The 18,298-nt window shown below is 31.7% G+C and carries 15 protein-coding genes; 13 read left to right on the top strand and 2 right to left on the bottom strand.

The annotated features are described in order from the left end of the window. The first annotated feature begins 312 nt into the window (after positions 1–312). From JK636_RS12180 to JK636_RS12130, 11 genes are all read left to right on the top strand, one after another. Positions 313–993, top strand: coding sequence for an ABC transporter ATP-binding protein (locus JK636_RS12180; protein WP_202749284.1), 681 nt, complete (start codon positions 313–315; stop codon positions 991–993). Next, positions 993–3,494, top strand: coding sequence for an ABC transporter permease (locus JK636_RS12175; RefSeq protein WP_202749283.1), 2,502 nt, complete (start codon positions 993–995; stop codon positions 3,492–3,494). Before JK636_RS12180 ends, JK636_RS12175 begins: the two co-directional genes overlap by 1 nt. Positions 3,495–3,584: 90 nt before the next feature. Then, positions 3,585–4,277, top strand: coding sequence for a winged helix-turn-helix domain-containing protein (locus JK636_RS12170; protein ID WP_202749394.1), 693 nt, complete (start codon positions 3,585–3,587; stop codon positions 4,275–4,277). Further along, positions 4,274–5,512, top strand: coding sequence for a HAMP domain-containing sensor histidine kinase (locus tag JK636_RS12165; RefSeq protein WP_202749282.1), 1,239 nt, complete (start codon positions 4,274–4,276; stop codon positions 5,510–5,512). The genes JK636_RS12170 and JK636_RS12165 overlap by 4 nt, the downstream gene beginning before the upstream one ends. A gap of 43 nt (positions 5,513–5,555) precedes the next feature. Next, complete coding sequence (locus JK636_RS12160; protein WP_202749281.1) at positions 5,556–6,263, top strand: ABC transporter ATP-binding protein; 708 nt, start codon at positions 5,556–5,558, stop codon at positions 6,261–6,263. After that, on the top strand, positions 6,256–7,875 hold the full coding sequence (locus tag JK636_RS12155) for a hypothetical protein (RefSeq protein ID WP_202749280.1): 1,620 nt from the start codon (positions 6,256–6,258) through the stop codon (positions 7,873–7,875). The genes JK636_RS12160 and JK636_RS12155 overlap by 8 nt, the downstream gene beginning before the upstream one ends. Positions 7,876–7,916: 41 nt before the next feature. Continuing rightward, a complete protein-coding gene (locus tag JK636_RS12150; RefSeq protein ID WP_202749279.1) occupies positions 7,917–9,095 on the top strand; it encodes a sensor histidine kinase in 1,179 nt (392 codons plus the stop codon). Between the two features lie 2 nt (positions 9,096–9,097). Beyond that, the gene (locus JK636_RS12145) at positions 9,098–9,751 is read left to right on the top strand and encodes a response regulator transcription factor (RefSeq protein ID WP_202749278.1); all 654 of its coding nucleotides are present in this window, start codon (positions 9,098–9,100) and stop codon (positions 9,749–9,751) included. 426 nt (positions 9,752–10,177) lie between these two features. After that, a complete protein-coding gene (locus JK636_RS12140; protein ID WP_202749277.1) occupies positions 10,178–11,116 on the top strand; it encodes an ABC transporter ATP-binding protein in 939 nt (312 codons plus the stop codon). An 11-nt stretch (positions 11,117–11,127) separates the two neighbouring features. After that, positions 11,128–12,291, top strand: a complete 1,164-nt coding sequence (locus tag JK636_RS12135) for an ABC transporter permease (protein ID WP_202749276.1) — start codon at positions 11,128–11,130, stop codon at positions 12,289–12,291. 13 nt (positions 12,292–12,304) lie between these two features. Next, positions 12,305–13,405, top strand: a complete 1,101-nt coding sequence (locus JK636_RS12130) for an ABC transporter permease (protein WP_202749275.1) — start codon at positions 12,305–12,307, stop codon at positions 13,403–13,405. Positions 13,406–13,431: 26 nt separating this feature from the next. On the opposite strand, the gene JK636_RS12125 is transcribed toward JK636_RS12130, so the two are convergent. Further along, positions 13,432–14,391: a 3D domain-containing protein gene (locus JK636_RS12125; RefSeq protein ID WP_202749274.1), complete on the bottom strand. Its 960-nt coding sequence runs from the start codon at positions 14,389–14,391 to the stop codon at positions 13,432–13,434. A gap of 233 nt (positions 14,392–14,624) precedes the next feature. Between JK636_RS12125 and menA the strand changes: the two genes are divergently transcribed. After that, a complete protein-coding gene (gene menA, locus JK636_RS12120) occupies positions 14,625–15,584 on the top strand; it encodes a 1,4-dihydroxy-2-naphthoate polyprenyltransferase (protein ID WP_202749273.1) in 960 nt (319 codons plus the stop codon). Positions 15,585–15,669: 85 nt separating this feature from the next. Further along, positions 15,670–17,244, top strand: coding sequence for a DEAD/DEAH box helicase (locus JK636_RS12115; protein ID WP_202749393.1), 1,575 nt, complete (start codon positions 15,670–15,672; stop codon positions 17,242–17,244). 46 nt (positions 17,245–17,290) lie between these two features. On the opposite strand, the gene JK636_RS12110 is transcribed toward JK636_RS12115, so the two are convergent. Next, the gene (locus tag JK636_RS12110; protein ID WP_202749272.1) at positions 17,291–18,124 is read right to left on the bottom strand and encodes a DegV family protein; all 834 of its coding nucleotides are present in this window, start codon (positions 18,122–18,124) and stop codon (positions 17,291–17,293) included. Between the last annotated feature and the right edge of the window lie 174 nt (positions 18,125–18,298).

The following is an 18,298-nucleotide window of genomic DNA, read 5'->3' as shown; positions in this document are numbered from 1 at the left end:
TAATTAATTGACTTTATAATAAAGCTATAAAGTTGATTTGGAGGTTGAAGCCCTAAATGGGCTTCAACGGGCAATCTAGCGAATGGCAATGAGCGATTTTAGATTGCCCCGAACTGAAGCCCTAAATGGGCTTCAACGGGCAATCTAGGGAATGACAATGAGCGATTTTAGATTGCCCAGAACTAAAGGTCTAAATGACCCAGTGTTTCTAGCGAAAGGAGGTTAAAGGTCTAAATGACCTTTAACGAGTAGTTTACGAGCGGAAGTGAGTGGTCTAAACTACTCAGTGCTTCCGACTATAAGGAGGAAAAAATGGAAGTTTTAAGAGTTGAAAATCTATCAAAAAAATATGGCAAAGGTGAAAATGAAGTTGTAGCGCTTGATAATATAAGCTTTTCTGTTGACAAGGGTGAGTTTACTGCAATAGTAGGTCCAAGCGGTTCAGGGAAAAGTACATTGCTTCATTTATTAGGAGGGGTAGATAAGCCTACTTCTGGTAAAGTTTTTATTGATGACTTAGATATATATGAACTAAAAGAAAAACAACTTTCTATACTTAGAAGACGTAAAGTGGGATTTATATTTCAAGCCTATAATTTAATACCTGTGCTTACTGCAGAAGAAAATATATTAATGCCTCTTTTATTGGATAACAAAAAAGCTGATAAGCCTTATATAGATGAACTGTTAAGTATATTAGATTTAAAAGAAAGAAGAAAGCATCTTCCATCAGAGCTTTCAGGAGGACAGCAGCAAAGAGTATCCATTGGTAGAGCACTTTCTAATAAGCCTTCAATAATACTAGCTGATGAACCTACAGGAAATCTAGATACAAAAAATTCTAAAGAAGTACTAGAACTTTTAAAGTATTCAGCAAAGAAGTATAACCAGACCTTGATACTTATTACACATGATTTAAATATTGCCTCTATGGCAGATAGAATTATAAGTATTGTGGACGGAAAGATTTCATCAGATGAGGTGATGAAATAATGGAGAAATATTCGTCTCTTACAAGAAAATATTTATTAAAGCATAAAGGAAGAACAATTCTTACTCTATTTGGAATTATAGTAGCTGTTGCAATGTTTTCAGCAATCTTTACTTTTTATTACAGTGGGAAAGAAAGTCAGATTGAAAGTACAAAAGAAAAATCCGGAAACTTTGAAGTTTTATTTTCTAAATTAAATACAGATAAATTAAAGCTTCTCAAAAGCAATGCTGAAATAAAAAATGGAGGAGCAGAGAAAAAACTAGGAAGCTTTGTAATTGAAAACGTAGATTTGACAGATTCAATCAAGTCAATGCAAATTAAGGCTTATGATGAAGGAATGTTTAATAATATATTTAAGTTAAAGCTTTCAGAAGGAAGGCTTCCCCAAAATAGTTCGGAAATAATAGTAGATAAAAAGTTTTATAATGTTTTGAAAGACAAAAATAATAGCAGCCTGTTAAAGGGAAAGTTAGCATTTGAAAATAATGCCGAGAATAAAGGGTATAAAATAGTAGGAGCTTTTGAAAGCAGTGAAATAAGCAGCTATGGAATCACTTTTCTTGATGAAGCTTTAGCAAAAGATGGAAGCTTTTCTTATTATGCTAATTTAAAAGAGAAAAAAGATAAAATAGGAGCTGCTAAAAAAATAGCTGCAGACTCGGGAGTAAGTTTTGATGTAAACAGCGATCTTCTATATCTTTATGGTCAAGGACCGGATAAACAAAAAAATGATGCTGTATTAAAAATATTTATAGTTGTAACAGTGTTTGTAGTCATTTGTACTGTAGTAGTTATTTATAATGCATTTAACATATCGGTAATGGAAAGAGTCAAGCATTATGGAATACTTAGAAGTATAGGAGCTACTAAAAAGCAAATTAGAAATCTTGTTTTTAAAGAAGCATTTATTATGAGCATAATAGCTATACCAATAGGTATTTTCTGCGGATACTTGGGACTATATATAACAATCAACCTTATGATGACCGGAAATACCTTTAGCGATTTACATGTAGTATTAAAGCCTCAGGTAGTAATTATTGGTGCAGCATTAGGGATTATAACTATATTTTTATCTGCATTTTTCCCGGCAAGAACTGCTTCAAAGGTTTCTCCAATTGATGCAATCAGAGGAACTACAGTAATAAAAGGAGAAAAAGTAAAAAGAAGAAGAAGCTTTTTACCTAGACTTATATTTAATTTTGAAGGAGAGGTTGCTTACAAAAATATAAAAAGAAGCAGGAAGAGATTTTATATTACCTGCATATCTTTAACAGTTTCCTTAATTATGTTTATATTCTTTTCAAACTTCGCAGACTTTACTTTAAGGTCAAACAAAATATTAAATGGTAGTCTCAAAGTAGAAGCTGCCTTTACAGCAAAGGACGGCAATTTGTTTGGAGATAAGTTTGTAGAAAGACTAAAGGCTGTTGATGGTATTAAAAATATATATAAGACTAATCAATACGTCATAAGCCTTCCTATTGATAAGAGTAAGCTCCAGGAGAAGTTTTTGAATTCATTTAAAAATAGCAATAACCTAAAAGAAAATAAAAATAGCTTTTTAATTGATAAAGGTTCCATATTCAGTTATGATGAAAATGCCTTTAATTTAGCAAAAAAAGAAAATAAGTTAAAGCTTGAGTACTCTGATTTTAAGGATAATAAAGTTATAATAGTCAACAAAGTCAGAGGCAAAGATAATAAAAAAATATTCTGGGGGGATTTTACAAGCTATAAACCTGGAGACAAAATTACAGTTCCTGTAATGTCTAAAGAGTACATTAATAATTCCAGTACTAAAAATTTTCAGGGATTAATTGATAGCGGAAAAGAAATTACCTTAGAGGTAGCAGATGTTATTGAAGATGATCCTATAATAGGTACGCCATTAATAGATGGCTATGGAATTATAGTATCAAATGAAACCTTTAAGAGGCTTACTGGGCTTAATGAATATAATAATATCCTTTTAGATTACTCTTCAAGCCAATATAGAGATAAGCTTTTCGAAAAACTAAATATCATTGCTGATGAGAATAAAGCTATGTTTATGGATGCATATAGTACTCAAAAGGAAATGGATAGCTCTATAAAACAATTATTTGTTCTAGTATATGGCTTCGTAGCTTTAATAGTAGTAATCTCAACAGTAAATATTATAAATACTGTTACTATAAATCTTCTTGTTAAAAAGAGAGAGTATGCAATATTTAAGGCTATTGGAATGACCAAAGGACAATTTAAGAAACTTGTACTTTTAGAGGGAGTACTATTTGGTATTTTTGCTTCCTTAGTTGGACTTCCTTTATCCTATCTGCTTACAAGGTATGGTATAGTAGGTAATAATCCTTTAGGGGATATAGGTTATAAGATGTCAATATGGACATATTTCTCAGGAGCTGCAGGAATTATTTTTATCACGTTTATTGCCGCGCTGATACCTTTAAGAAAATTAAATGATATGAATATTGTAGAAAGCTTAAGATTAGAAGAATAATAGGAGGCAATTTGCCTCCTATTATTTTTAAGTTTAAATAAATTATGGTAAAATAGTAATAAAAATTGAATTTATTAGTAAGGTGGGAAGATAGTGAAGATTTTACTGGTAGAAGATGAGGCACCATTAGCAATGGGAATAGAGTATGCCCTAAAAAAAGAGGGGTTCAATATAATAACTGCTAAAAGCTTAGAGCAGGCTAAAAGTTCTTTTGATAGAGATGTAGAGCTTATTTTGTTGGATGTAATGCTTCCGGACGGAAACGGTTATGATTTTTGCAAGGAAATAAGAATGAAGAGTGGTGTACCTGTTATTTTTATGACCGCATTAGATGATGAAGCTAATATAATTTTTGGACTTGATATAGGAGGAGATGACTATATTGCAAAGCCTGTAAGGATAGGAGAACTTGCTTCAAGAATTAATGCTCTTATGAGAAGACAAAGAAAAAGCAGTGAACCAGCTGCTAATAATAAGCTAATAAGCGGAAAAGTTACTGTAGAGCCTCTTAAATGCAAGGTTTATGTAAAAGAAGAAGAAATAAATTTAACAGCTGCCGAATACAAGCTGCTGCTCCTTATGATAGAAAATAAAAATCAAGTACTTAACAGGAACGCTATTATAGAAAAGCTTTGGGACATCGATGGTAACTTTATAGATAACAACACTTTAAATGTTTATATGAAAAGGTTGAGAGAAAAGCTTGGTGAGGAGGCAGGAAGATATATTACTACTATAAGAGGAATAGGATACATGTGGAAGGATGATAGCAGAAATCTATGATGATATTTAGAAATAAAGAAGTAAAAATTATAACCTCAACCTTCATCATACTCTTTACTATTTTTGTTCTCTGTTTTATGTATATGATAAACAATAGCATCAGCAGCATAAATACCATTGTTATAAAACAAAACATTGGTGCTGTGGGGGTTATAGTAAAAAATCATCCTGAACTTGAAGAGGAAATAGTAAAAAACTATACAGCAGATTTTAAAAATAACTATGAGTATGGGAAAGAAATCTTAAATAAGTATTCCTATAAAGAGGATTTAAGCACTTATAAAAATTTAGTATTTGAAAAGGAGTATAAAAAATTATACACAATATCCCTTGCTGCCTTGGCAGTATTTGGTTTAGTATTTTTCACATTCATCATAATGTTCTTAAGAAACATATTTAGGAAAGTAAGAAGTTTTGCAGAAAGTACAGATAGAATCATGGAAGGAAGCTTTAATTGTGAGCTAAGTGATAAGGAAGAGGGCGACTTTGGTCTTCTGTCCCATCAATATAATGCTATGTCTGAAAGACTAAAAGAAAACATGGAACAATTAAAAGAAGACAAGCTTTTTTTAAAACGTATAATAACGGATATATCACATCAACTCAAGACACCTTTAGCTTCTCTCACAATGTACAACGATATCATGATAAGGGATGTAGAAATGCCCTTTGAAGAGAAATATAAATTTTTACAAGAAGGCAAAAATCAACTTGATAGAATAGACTGGCTTATAAAGAATCTTCTTAAAATGGCAAAGCTTGAAGGAAAAATAATTGAATTTAATAAGGAAGAAAAGCCCATATATGACACTATACGTAAAAGTATTGAGCCTCTTGAGCTTTCAGCTTCTGAAAAAAACATTTTAATAAAATTATCAGGAGATAAAGATATAAGAATAAAACATGATGTAAATTGGACAAGAGAGGCATTTTCAAATATAGCAAAAAACTGCATTGAACACAGCAAGTTAGACGGAATTGTAAATATTTCATGGGAAAGTAATAATATTTTTTCTCAGATAGTTATTGAAGATAATGGGCTTGGAATAAGCAGAAAAGAGCTTCCAAAAATCTTTGAAAGGTTTTATAAGGGACCGAACAGCAGCAGTCCTACTAATGTCGGAATAGGCTTATATATTGCAAAGGCAGTTGTTGAGGGACAGGAAGGAAGTATATATGCATCAAGTGAAGAAGGTAGAGGAACTAAGTTTACAATTACATTTATCAATTATTAAATACTTTTTTATAATGAAATAATATTAAAGAGGGGGCATAAAATTGAAACTTATATTGGAAAATATCGAAAAGAACTATGGGGAAAAGCAAGTGCTTAAAAAAGCATCCTGCAGCTTTGAAAAAGGTAAGATATATGGACTTTTGGGACGAAATGGAGCAGGGAAAACAACTCTGTTTAATTGTATAAGCGGAGATGCGCAGTATGAAAGCGGAAATATAAAGCTTGTAGAAGATGGCCAGGAACAGGTTATAGATTACTCAAAGGTAGGTTATGTTTTTTCAGAGCCTGTACTGCCTGAATTTTTGACAGGTTATGAATTCTTAAAGTTCTATATTGATATAAATAAGGATAAAATTAAAAATCCTCTTAAAATAGAAGAATACTTTGATTTGATAAAAATTGATGAACAGGATAGATACAGGCTAATAAAGGGTTATTCACACGGAATGAAAAATAAAATACAGATGGTTTGCTTTTTAATAACAAGACCTTCTGTAATATTATTAGACGAGCCTTTGACTTCTTTTGATGTAGTTGTAGCACTTGAAATTAAAAATTTGCTTAAGAAAATAAAAAGCGAGCATATTATCATTTTTTCCACCCACATCTTGCAGCTTGCAACTGACCTGTGTGATGAAATAGTAGTTTTAAATAGTGGAACTTTAGAAGAACTTAATAGTGAAATACTAAAGAGTCCTGGCTTTGAGGAAAAAGTTATGGAAATCTTAAAGGAGGGCGGCGATGTATAGAACTTTTATTAATAGTTTCAAGGTTTCCTTTGCAGAAGGAGCTAATCAGTTTATTTATTTTTTAAAAAGAATTCCACTAATAGGTAAGAAAATACCTGAGAAACTTTATAAGAAGACTGATGCTAAACTTACTATAGGAATCATAAGCCAAGTTCTAGGGCTATTTGGCGGTTTCTTCAGAAAAGCATTTTACATTGGAATAATGGTTATACTTCCGGCTTATTTAATATCTGATTCTCTTATTAAGGATAAAACTAAGCTTTTGCCTATATTTTTTCATATTTTTGCGTTTTTAAGTCTTGTTTTAGGCCCACTTATTAAAAGCACAATTATAAATAAATATGATAAGCAGGCCTTTAATATGATTATTTTGATGAGAGCTGATGCAAGAGAATATTACATTAGCAGCATAATATATATAAATTTAAAAGACTTTGTTCACTTTGTAATACCTATGCTTATTATTGGCTCAATAATAGGGTTCTCTCCTTTAAAAGCATTAATCTTTATAATGGAACTGATTGCTTTAAGATTTATAGGAGAGTATCTGCATATCAAGGTATATTTTAAAACAAAAAGCGCACTCACAGAAAAAAATATATATATGACTATAGTTATTCTTGGCAGTATACTTCTTGCTTATTTGCTGCCTGCATTAGAATTAACTGTTGACTTTCAGAAGATATTATTTAATGCATATATAGCCATTTTTGTCATTTGTCTTGGAGCAGCAGCTTTTATATATATTTTTAACTATAAAAACTATACAGTAATATCAAAAAAATTACTTACTAAAGATAATCTATTTAAGCTTGGATCTATAAAGACAGATATGAAGTTTGGCGATGTTAAAATAGATGAAAAGAAAATGAGCAAGGAAGATTTAGACAGCAAAAGCTTTAGTAAAAAGGAAGGCTATGAATATTTGAATGCATTATTTTTTAAGAGGCATAGAAGAATTATGGTGACACCTATAAGAAATAGGTCAGTAATTATAGGTATAGTATTTTTAATCTGCATGTATTTTGTAATCTTTATGCCTCAGCATAGAGAAGATATAGTTAGTCAAATTCAGAAAAGCACAGCTTTATTTGTTTTCCTAATGTATTTAATGTCTACCGGAGAAAGAATTTGTAAGGCAATGTTCTACAACTGTGATATGAGTTTGCTGAGATATACCTACTATAGAGAGAGTAAAGTTATACTTAGTAATTTTACATCAAGACTTAAGAGAGTAGTTATGCTAAATATTATACCTGCTGCAGCCTTATGTTTAGCACTTATTATAATAATTGCAGCAGCCGGTTATTCATCGAATCTTATAGCAATGATACCGGTATTTTTATGTATATTATGTCTAGCCTGCTTTTTCTCGATACACCATTTATTTATGTATTATGTAATACAGCCTTATACGGCTGAATTAACTGTTAAGAGTCCATTATTTAAGATAATAAATGCGGTTATGTATTTTGTATGCTATGGATGTCTTCAAATTAAAACATCCTCCTACTATTTCACTTTGGGAGTACTTGGTGTGACTGTTATTTATATGGCAGCGGCTCTAGTTGTAACTTATAAGGCAGCTCCTAAGACCTTTAGATTGAAGTAGGCTTATTCAAGTTATAATTAAGAATTGCAGGAGGATGCATTTTGGACAAGAAGGTTTTGTTTACAATATTAAGATATATATCTTTAGTTTTATCTCTATGGTCGTCTGTATTTTTAATGGTATCAGGAAAGAGTATAGACATATGTTTTATAGCACTATCTTTAATATTTATAATAAATAACCAAATAAGATTTTTCTCTATACCTAAGAGGAATATTTATTTTTCAGCTTCAATACTAGCTGAAGCAGCTTTAGCTTTGATTATTTTTCAGTACTATGGAGGAATAATATTCTTGTTATTATTCAGCATATTGCTGGACTCAACGATATACATAAATAATAAATATATAACAGGAGGGTTAGTCAGCTTAATTATTATAATTTTAGTAGTTGCTGGACAAACTGATTTCAAGCTACAAGTATCTAGTGTTTTAAGTTCAGCAGCAATTGGTGCATTAGGAATTTATATTAAGGAAGAAAGAGAAAGAAAACATGAAGCGCAAAAGCTTTATGATAAGCTTAGGATTTCTGAAGAAGAACTAAAAAAGGCAAAAGAAAACTTAGAAAGGTATGCAAGTACGATAGAAGAGCTTACCTTGCTTAGAGAAAGAAATAGAATTTCAAGAGAAATTCATGATTCAGTTGGTCATAGTCTATCAACTATGATAATTCAGCTTTCCGCAATTGAAAAGATAGCCGATAGTGATGGAAAGTCAGCATCAGAAATGGCTAAAAACTTAAGCGCTTTTGCAAAAGATGCTTTAAAAAGCGTGAGGGCAGCAGTTAGAGCTCTTGTTCCAACTGAATTTGAAAAGTATCAGGGTATATTAGCTATTGAAGAGATGATAAAGAACTTTAAGAAGCTTACAGAAGTGGAAGTTATATTTGTTTTGTCTAAAGAAAGATGGGAACTAAATTCTGATCAAAGCTTTGTACTTTATAGAATAGTTCAGGAGTTTTTAACTAATTCTGTAAGACATGGAAAAGCTGATAAGATTAATATAAATTTGAATTTTTATAAGGACTCGTTATACATGAGACTAAAGGATAATGGGGCAGGCTGTGACGATATTGTAGAGGGAGTAGGGCTTAAAAGCATAAAAGAAAGAGCAGAAAGCATAGGAGGAGCTGTTAAGTACTTATCTTCAAAAGAGAAAGGATTTGAGCTTAATTTAAATCTACCTAAGGTTGAAGCATTAATTTCTGAGAGGAATTTATAAGTATGGAGAAAATAAAAATTGTTATAGTAGATGATGAGAAGCTGATACGACAGGGCCTTAAAATAATATTAAACACATATTCAGATATTGAGGTCGTTGGAGAAGGTGAAAATGGAGAAGAGGCTTTAAAGCTTTGCAAAGAGAATGATGTTGATTTGGTATTAATGGATATAAGGATGCCTGTATGCGACGGAGTTATTGGAACAAAGCTTATAAAAGATAGTTTTAATAACATTAAAATTTTAATTTTAACTACTTTTAAAGATGATAAATACATACATGATGCATTAAATTATGGAGCTTCAGGGTATCTTTTAAAAGACAGTGATTATGATGTTATATATGAGGGGATAAAAGCTGCCTGCAAGGGCAGCATTGTAGTTCATCCTGAGATAGCTACCAATATAATGCACAATTATAAAGCAGAAGATAAAGAAGACTACAGCAAGATAATTAAACAGCATGGATTAAGTGAAAAAGATATAAATATTATAAGAGAGATAGCAAACGGCTTAACTAACAAGGAGATAGGAGACAAACTATATCTAACGGAAGGCACTATAAAAAATAATATTTCCGTTATTCTATCAAAGCTTGGATTAAGAGATAGAACTCAAATTGTTATATTTGCATTTAAAAATGGAATAGCTAATTAAAAGGGCTGATCTTAAAGCACAATAAACCTATAGGGGTTGTCTTAAAACAGCATAAAACTACCGCGTGTTATTTGAATTCTGGGAAACTTTCACTGTGCAGATAAGACTAATAATTTGAAAATATATAAAGCCTAAATCCTATAAACTCGCTTTGCTCAGGCAATATAGGATTTTTAACGGCTTTATATATTTTTAAATTAAAGTCTTATTGCTGCTCGCTCAAATGTTTCTACGAATTCAAATAACACGCTAAGTTTAGCTGTTTTGAGACAGACCTAAGCTTTAGTGCTTTAGGAGCAGCCTATTTTTATATAAGTAATTTATGAAATGACTTAAGTCATTTCAATATATTACCTAAGACAATAGGATAAATATGTTAAAGAATATATAATTAAATCATGATAAGAGATACAAGGAGATGGGAGTATGGCATTTATAGAAATTAGTAATGTAACAAAAAGATTTAATGATAAATTAGCAGTAGATAATGTTTCAATGGAAGTTGAAGAAGGGGATATATTTGGGCTTTTAGGGCCAAATGGTGCAGGGAAGTCTACTTTGATATCAACTATGGTAGGGCTTATTAAAGCAGAAAATGGGGATGTAGTTGTAGGGGGATATTCAATAAATAAGGAACCTTTAAAGGTTAAGGAACAAATAGGCTTAGTCCCTCAAGAAATTGCCTTATACGAAAAACTTTCAGGCAAGCAGAATTTGGAGTTTTGGGGAGCAATGTATGGGCTAAAAGGAAAGCTCTTAAAACAGAGAATTGATGAAGCTATAGAACTTGCAGGACTTGAAGACAGCATTAAGATGTCGGTAAAGAAATATTCAGGAGGAATGAAAAGAAGACTTAATATAGCCTGTGCTGTGCTTCATCATCCAAAGGTGCTTATAATGGATGAGCCTACGGTTGGAATTGATCCTCAATCCAGAAATCATATATTTGAATTCACAAAAAATATTAACAAAGAAAATGGAACTACAGTAATATATACCTCTCATTATATGGAGGAAATAGAGTCTCTTTGCAATAGCCTTTTCATATTAGACTTAGGAAAGGAAATAGCAAAGGGAAACAAGGCAGAAGTAAAAAGGATGGTTACTGATTTAACAAAAGTTGATATACAAATACCAAAATATAGCGAAGAGATTGTACTTAAGCTTAAAAAGCTTAAAGGAATAAGTGAAGTTGTAAAAGAAGAAGGAAAGCTTACTTTAGTTACGAAAAATGAAAGCTTTAGTTTGGAAGATGCAGTAAGAGTACTGATTTCAGAAGAAGTTAAGTTTAACAGCATTCATATTAATGAACCCACTCTCGAGGAAGTTTTTTTAACGCTTACTGGCAAAAAGCTTAGAGATTAAGGAGAAAAGTTATGAAAATATGGGCATATATATTGAAAGATTTAAGGATAATTAAAAAAGACTTTGTAAGCAGTTTTCTTATGCTTTTTATATTTCCGGTAATGCTTAGCTTTTTCTACGGATTTTTTCAAGATAAAATGTTTCAGGAAACTGCAAAGGTGGAAAAATTTACGGTTAGTATCAAAGATAGCGATAACAGCGAAAGCAGCAGGTTAATAAAAGATATTTTTAGTAATCAAGCTTTAAAAGATATTATTGAATTGAGAGATGCCGATGGAGATATAGAGGTTATAATACCAAAAGATTTTCAAAGCAGCATACAAAACAATAAAGCTTCACAGCTTCTGATAAACCAGATTAAAAAGGATATGGGAGTTCAAACTCATGTAGTTCAAGGAGTTTTAGAAAGCTTTGCAAAAAATATTTCTATAGCTAATGGAGTAAATAAAAATATTTATAATTCTACTCTCTCTGAAGCACAAAAGAAGGATTTAATGCAAAGCTATGCTGTTAAATTAAATAGTGCATTTAGTACTTCAGCCATAAAAGAAGATACTCTAGCCTTAAATAATAGATTAAGTTCTATTGAATATTATGGGATTGAAATGCTTACCTTTACTTCTGTATTAATCATAATGTCCTATTCATTAGAATTTATGAAAGAGAAAAAAGAAGGAACTTTAAGAAGAGTCTTTTCCATATCCATAGACGGAAAGAGTTTGTATTTGGGAAAAATAGGAGCTTTGTTTATAATATCAACATTATCAATATTAAGTTATGTTTTATTTTATAGATTTACGGGGAAAGCCTTTCACGGAAATTTTGCTCTTATAATTTTGGCAGTAATAATGAATAGTCTTTTAATAGCCTCTCTTACCGGTCTTGCAATATCAATTTTTAAGGATGAAAAAACTGCAAGAATTATTCTGACTACTGTAATGATGGCAGGGACAATGATTGGCGGAGTATTCTGGCCAATAGATATTATTGATAATAAGTTTCTTAATATAGCTTCAAAATTTACGCCAAATATATGGATAGCAGAAATGTATAAGAAAATAGGATTATATAATGATTTAAGCTCTATGATTCCAAGTTTAGGTGTAGTAGCTGCAGTAGTTTTACTATCCTTTATTATCGGAAGCGTTAGAATGAGCAGATCTTGGGAAGCTTAAAGGGGGAAGTATTATGGGCATGATAAAACTTGCACTGATAAATTTTAAATACATGATTAAAGATAAAAAAGTAATAACATTAATGCTTTTAATGCCACTTCTGGTTACTGGTTTTATATGCTATATGGCAAAAGGTGATAGCAGTACGAGCAGTTTTCCAGTGGCTGTTGTATTAAAAGATAAAGGAAATCAAGGGAAAATACTAGTTGATGAAATGATAAAAGAGGAGAAAGATTATTACAATATCACAAACCTTAGCGAAGAGGAAGCAAGAGCTAAAATCAAAGGTGGAAAACTTTTGGCGGCTTATATTATAGGTGAAGACTTTTCAGACAAAATACAAAAAGGAGAGAAACCAGTTATAAGTCTTTTAAAGACTGGAAATCAAAATGTAGCTTTTAAATTAGGACAGTATATTGACCAATATATAAACAGCAAGATTTTAATTTCAGATCTAAAAGCTTCTGTAGGGAGTGTTGATGAGAGCCTTATTACAAAAAATAATATTACTACGGAAGTTAAGACAAAGGGAAGCAGCTTTAATTTTGCTAAACTGGTTATGGTTCTTATAGTAAATTTTATAATTTTCTCAGCAAACTATGTAGCAGGAGAAATTTTTGCACAGCGTAAGGAGAAAACACTATCAAGGCAGCTTACAACCCCGCATAAGCCTTGGGAAGTGAGCGGAGGACTTATATTAGGTTTTGGGCTTATACAGATAGTTATCTATAGTTTTATTATTGTTATTTTAAAAATGACTTTTGGCCTTCAGTTTGATGTGTCTTTAATAAGTATTTTTATAGGAATGGCATGCATGATTGTAGTTTCGGTAAGCTTAGGTCTATTTGCTGTTAGAATAACAACAAATGAGGGGCTTTTATCCATAATAGTTTGTGTAATTGGAACTGCTACAGGGTTTGTCAGCGGCTCCTTTACACCAAGTGCCAGTCTTCCATCAGCAATTCAAAGTATAGCAAAGTTCACTCCTCAATACTGGTTTTCTGAGATTATGGGCGGAGGAAATGTAATAGTAAGCTCAATCTTGATTTTATTGTTTGGGGTAGTGCTGTTTACAGCAGGTTCTATAAGGCTTAACAAATTAGTAAAAGAATAAAGACCGGAGAAATCCGGTCTTTCAGTTTATTTTAGAATATATACATTTACATATTTTACAGCCCAATTTAGAGCCTCTTGTTTTGTGTTAAAGAAAACATCTATTGTGTTTCCAATTATTGCAGAGCCAGTATCAGCAGCTACTGCAAAGCCATAGCCCTGTACAAAGACTTTAGTACCATAAGGTATAACACCTGGATCTACAGCTATAGTACTGTAGGCCTCTCCTGAACCTCTTACAGCTTTTCTTCCGGAAGCTGTATAGGCTGAGGTAGCTCCTCCTGTTGGAGAATAGGCAGTTGCTCTCATTTTTACTACCTTGGTATAAGGCACTGAATCTCCGCCTCTTGAAACAGGGAGAACAGGCAAGGTACCTAAAACTATTATCTTGTCAGTTGGCTTTTTAGAAATTATCTCATTTACTACTTTTCTTAGTACTTCTTTTCCATTTTCATATGTAACGCTAAAGGTTGTTTTTTTCTCACCTTCAGAGCCATCTTGTACAACTTTTTTATATGTGTTTGGCAGATCATTGCTATTTTTAACAACTGTACTAAAAGCTACAGCTTCAGTTTCAGAAAGCTCCTTTGTTTCTACTTTTATAACCTCAAGATTCATGCCTTCTGAAAGTTTAGTATCCTTTGATAGGCTTAACTTATCCTGCTGGCCTAATGATATATTTTCAGCTTTAAGCATAGATTCTACATTATCCTCTGAGGACAATATAATACGCTCTTCTTTATCCACAGCTACTTTAATATTAACCGCTCGCTTAATATTAACTGTTTCATTCTTCACAACCTTTGAATTTAAGGCAGGCTCTATTTTGTCCTTTGGGCCTATTGTAATGCCATCCTCAGCTAAAGCCTTTTCAAGAGTACCTTTAAAAGTTGTAAGCTTTGTTTGTTTACCGTCAATTATTACGGTAATGGTTTTTATATTTGAATATATTACTGCTATTAACCCTGATGCGATTAAGATTGACATTAGCGAAGCAAACAGCTTCTGCGTTCTTAGCTTTTGTAAAAAGTTTTGAACCTTACTAATATTAATCCCCCTCCTTTTATTTAATATGGAAAAAATATGTAAAAGGTATGTAAGATATGATAACTGTTTTTTATGTTTTTGTCAAATTTGCAGGAGATAAGCCCTTTAACATTCAAAAAAATAGGGTATAATTTATATGGGAAACAAACTTAAACATGGAGGGGGAACATAAGTTGACTATAAGGAGTTTTTTGAAATATGTAGAGATACAAACCAAGGTAGCAAGTGTCATACCTTTTACTTTTGGAACGCTGTATTGCTTTTATCGTTATAAAAGCTTTAATCTAATTAATTTTTTAATCATGTTTGTGTCTTTGATAACTTTTGATATGGCTACTACCGCAATAAACAACTATATAGATTTCAAAAAAGCAAACAAAAAAGAAGGCTATGGCTATGAAGTGCATAACGCCATGGGAAGAGGTGGGATAAGCGAAAAAACAGGTCAGAGAATAATAATAATCCTATTAGCTATTGCTGCTGTCTTTGGATTAATATTAACATTAAGAACAAGCTTAGTTGTATTACTAATAGGCATGCTATGCTTTGCTATTGGTGTATTCTATACCTTTGGACCTATACCCATATCAAGAATGCCTTTAGGAGAAGCTTTTTCCGGAGTTACTATGGGCTTTGGAATTACTTTTTTATCAATATTTATACATGCCTACGATAAAAATGTTGTTTATTTGAGCTACAGCAGTAATGTATTAGGTCTTGGAATTAATATTTTAGAAGTTTTATCGATTTTTTTAATCTCAATACCATTAGTAGGATGTATTGCAAACATAATGCTAGCAAATAATATTTGTGATGTAGAAGATGATATAGAAAATCAAAGATTTACTCTTCCGTATTATATTGGAAGAAAGAATGCTCTTAGGCTATTTGCTTTTCTCTATTATATAGGATATATAGCAATCATTGCTGCTGTTATTCTAAGGCTATTACCACTATCAGCTTTAATAATGCTTATAACTTTTATTCCGGCTTATAAAAATATTAAAATATTTCAAGCTAATCCTTCAAAGGCTGAAACTTTTGTACTGTCTGTGAAGAATATGGTGCTTATAAATATGTTTAATATACTTGTATTGGGAGCAACAATAATTACAGTTTCCTTAACAAAGTAATAATAATTCCTTGTATATAGAGGAACACTATAGTATAATAGAACAATTGACGTTTGAAAGAGGGATATGAATGGAAGAAACAAAAATAGTAGATGTAAAATTTAATGAGTTAGGACTTAATGAAAAGGTGCTTAGAGCTATAGATGACTTAGGCTTTGAAGAGCCATCAAGAATACAAGCAGAAGTAATACCAGTTTTGCTGCAGGGCTTTGATGCTATTGGGCAGGCACAAACTGGTACTGGAAAGACTCTTGCTTTTGGTGCTCCAATTTTAAGTAAGTTTGAGAGAAGTGAAAGCAATAAGATAAATACGATAATACTTACTCCTACAAGAGAACTTGCAATTCAAGTAAATGATGAGATAGTGCGTATAGCTAAGTATTCAAGAGTTAGAATGCTGCCTGTTTACGGTGGTCAGCCTATTGAAAGACAAATAAGGGCTTTAAAGAGCGGAGTTGATATAGTAGTAGGAACTCCAGGAAGAGTACTTGATTTAATTAGAAGAGGACTTATTGACTTAAGCCATATTAAGTTCCTTGTTCTTGATGAAGCAGATGAAATGCTTAATATGGGCTTTATTGATGACATAGAAGAGATAATGAAAAATTCTAATAAGGAAAGACAGACAATGCTCTTCTCTGCAACTATGCCTGATGAAATCAAAAAGCTTACTAAAAGATATTTAAAGCCAGACAACAAGCATATTGCTATAATAAAAAATACTATGACTGTATCTACAGTAAGCCAGTATTACTATGAAATTAAGCAAAAGGATAGATTTGAATCCTTCTGCAGAATTCTTGATGTAGATGAGCCATCTTCTGCAATTATCTTCTGCAAAACTAAAAGAGGCGTAGACGAATTAGTTGAAGCTATGCAGGCTAGAGGTTATAGTGTAGAAGGTATGCATGGTGATATGAATCAAAATCAAAGATTAAATACTTTAAGAAAGTTTAAAGAAGGAAATCTTGAATTTTTAGTTGCTACTGATGTAGCTGCAAGAGGAATAGACGTTGAAAATGTAACTCACGTTATAAATTACGACTTGCCTCAAGAAATCGAATCCTATGTTCACAGAATAGGAAGAACTGGAAGAGCAAACAGAGAAGGTATAGCATATACTCTTGTAACTCCAAGAGAATATATGACTCTTAAACAAATTGAAAAAGTAACAAAGAGCAAGATTAAGAGAAAAGAAGTACCTACAATTGATGATATATTCTTAGCAAAATATAAAAATATAACAGGAAGGGTTAAAGAAACCCTTGATACTGAAGACTACAAGAGATTTGTGCCGCTTGCTGCTGAATTAGATGAAGAATTTAACTTAGTAGATGTTGCTGCAGCACTTATGAATATACTTTATAACAAAGAAGTAAGCTTTGATTATACAGAAAATGATATCGGAGCTGATGCAGGCTTTGTTAGATTGTTTATGACAGTTGGAAGAATGGATAGACTTAATCCAAAAATTCTTCTTCAGTTCTTTAATGAAACTGCAAGATTAAATAAAGAAGATGTTGGAGACATAGATATACTTGAAAAATTCAGCTTTGTAGATGTTTCTGAAAGAGTAGTTGATAATGTTATGAAAAACTGCACTGGCAAAAAGCTTTGCGGTAGAAAAGTTAAACTTGAAGTGTCTACTGGAAGAAAATAATAAAAAAACTCTGAAGCAAAAGCCTCAGAGTTTTTTTATTATTTAATTAAAAGGCTATTACAATTCCGCCATCATCTGCATAAGTAGAACTTAAGCCTTTAGTTTCTACAATGATAACATCTTTAAAGTTATATTTTTTGAGAACTGCATCTTTAAATTCTAAGGCTCTATCTAAACAATTGCAGTGAGCAATTCCTAAGACCTTGTCCTCGAAGTTCTTTCCCTCTTCTCCAATAACATCCACAAGTCTATTGAAGGCTTTTTTATAACCTCTTACTTTTTCAAAAAGTTTAATATTTCCTTCATCACCGCACATGATAGGTTTTATTGATAACATTGATGCTATCTTAGCTATTATTGGATTTAATCTTCCTGCTTTTGCAAGGTGCTCTAGGTTTTCAAGAAGGAAGAAAGTTTTCATTTCAGTAATGTATTTTGAAACCTTTTCTACAATTTCATTTTCGCTAAAATTAAGCTTAGCAAGTTCATTTATTTTCATTGCTACCATGGTTTCGCCTGAGGCAGCACTTAAACTGTCAAAGACATGAATAAATTTATTGCCTATTTCCTCCATAAACATATCCTTTGCAAGCACCGCACTGTTATATGATCCGCTTAGAAATTTTGAAAGTGTTATAACAAATACGCTCTCAGGACCTTCAAATCTTTTCATATATTCATTTGGGGAAGGGCAAGCTGTTTTTGGAGCCCCCTCATAAGCATTCATTTCTTTAATGTAGTGTTTTACATCTAAATTTTCATCATCAACAAAGGACTTATCTCCTAATTCCAATATTAATGGAGCAATTTCTACGTTCATTTCTTTTTTCATTTCTTCAGTTAAGTCACAGCTGCTGTCTGCAACAATTTTTATTGACATTAATCCTCTACCTCCAGATATGTAAATAAAACTATTATTATTTATTATATACATAAAAAAAATATTTTATTAGCTATATATGAACTATATCATATAATTTATGGATATACTAGATTAATTTAGAATAGTCAGTACAAATTTAATAAAAAATAATGCACTTTTAAAAGTGCATTA

Origin of the sequence: Clostridium rhizosphaerae, from assembly GCF_016765585.1 — a bacterium.
Classification (GTDB): domain Bacteria; phylum Bacillota; class Clostridia; order Clostridiales; family Clostridiaceae; genus Clostridium_AT; species Clostridium_AT rhizosphaerae.
The sequence above is the reverse complement of the archived record's forward strand: the minus strand, read 5'-3'. Positions and strand labels throughout refer to the sequence as shown.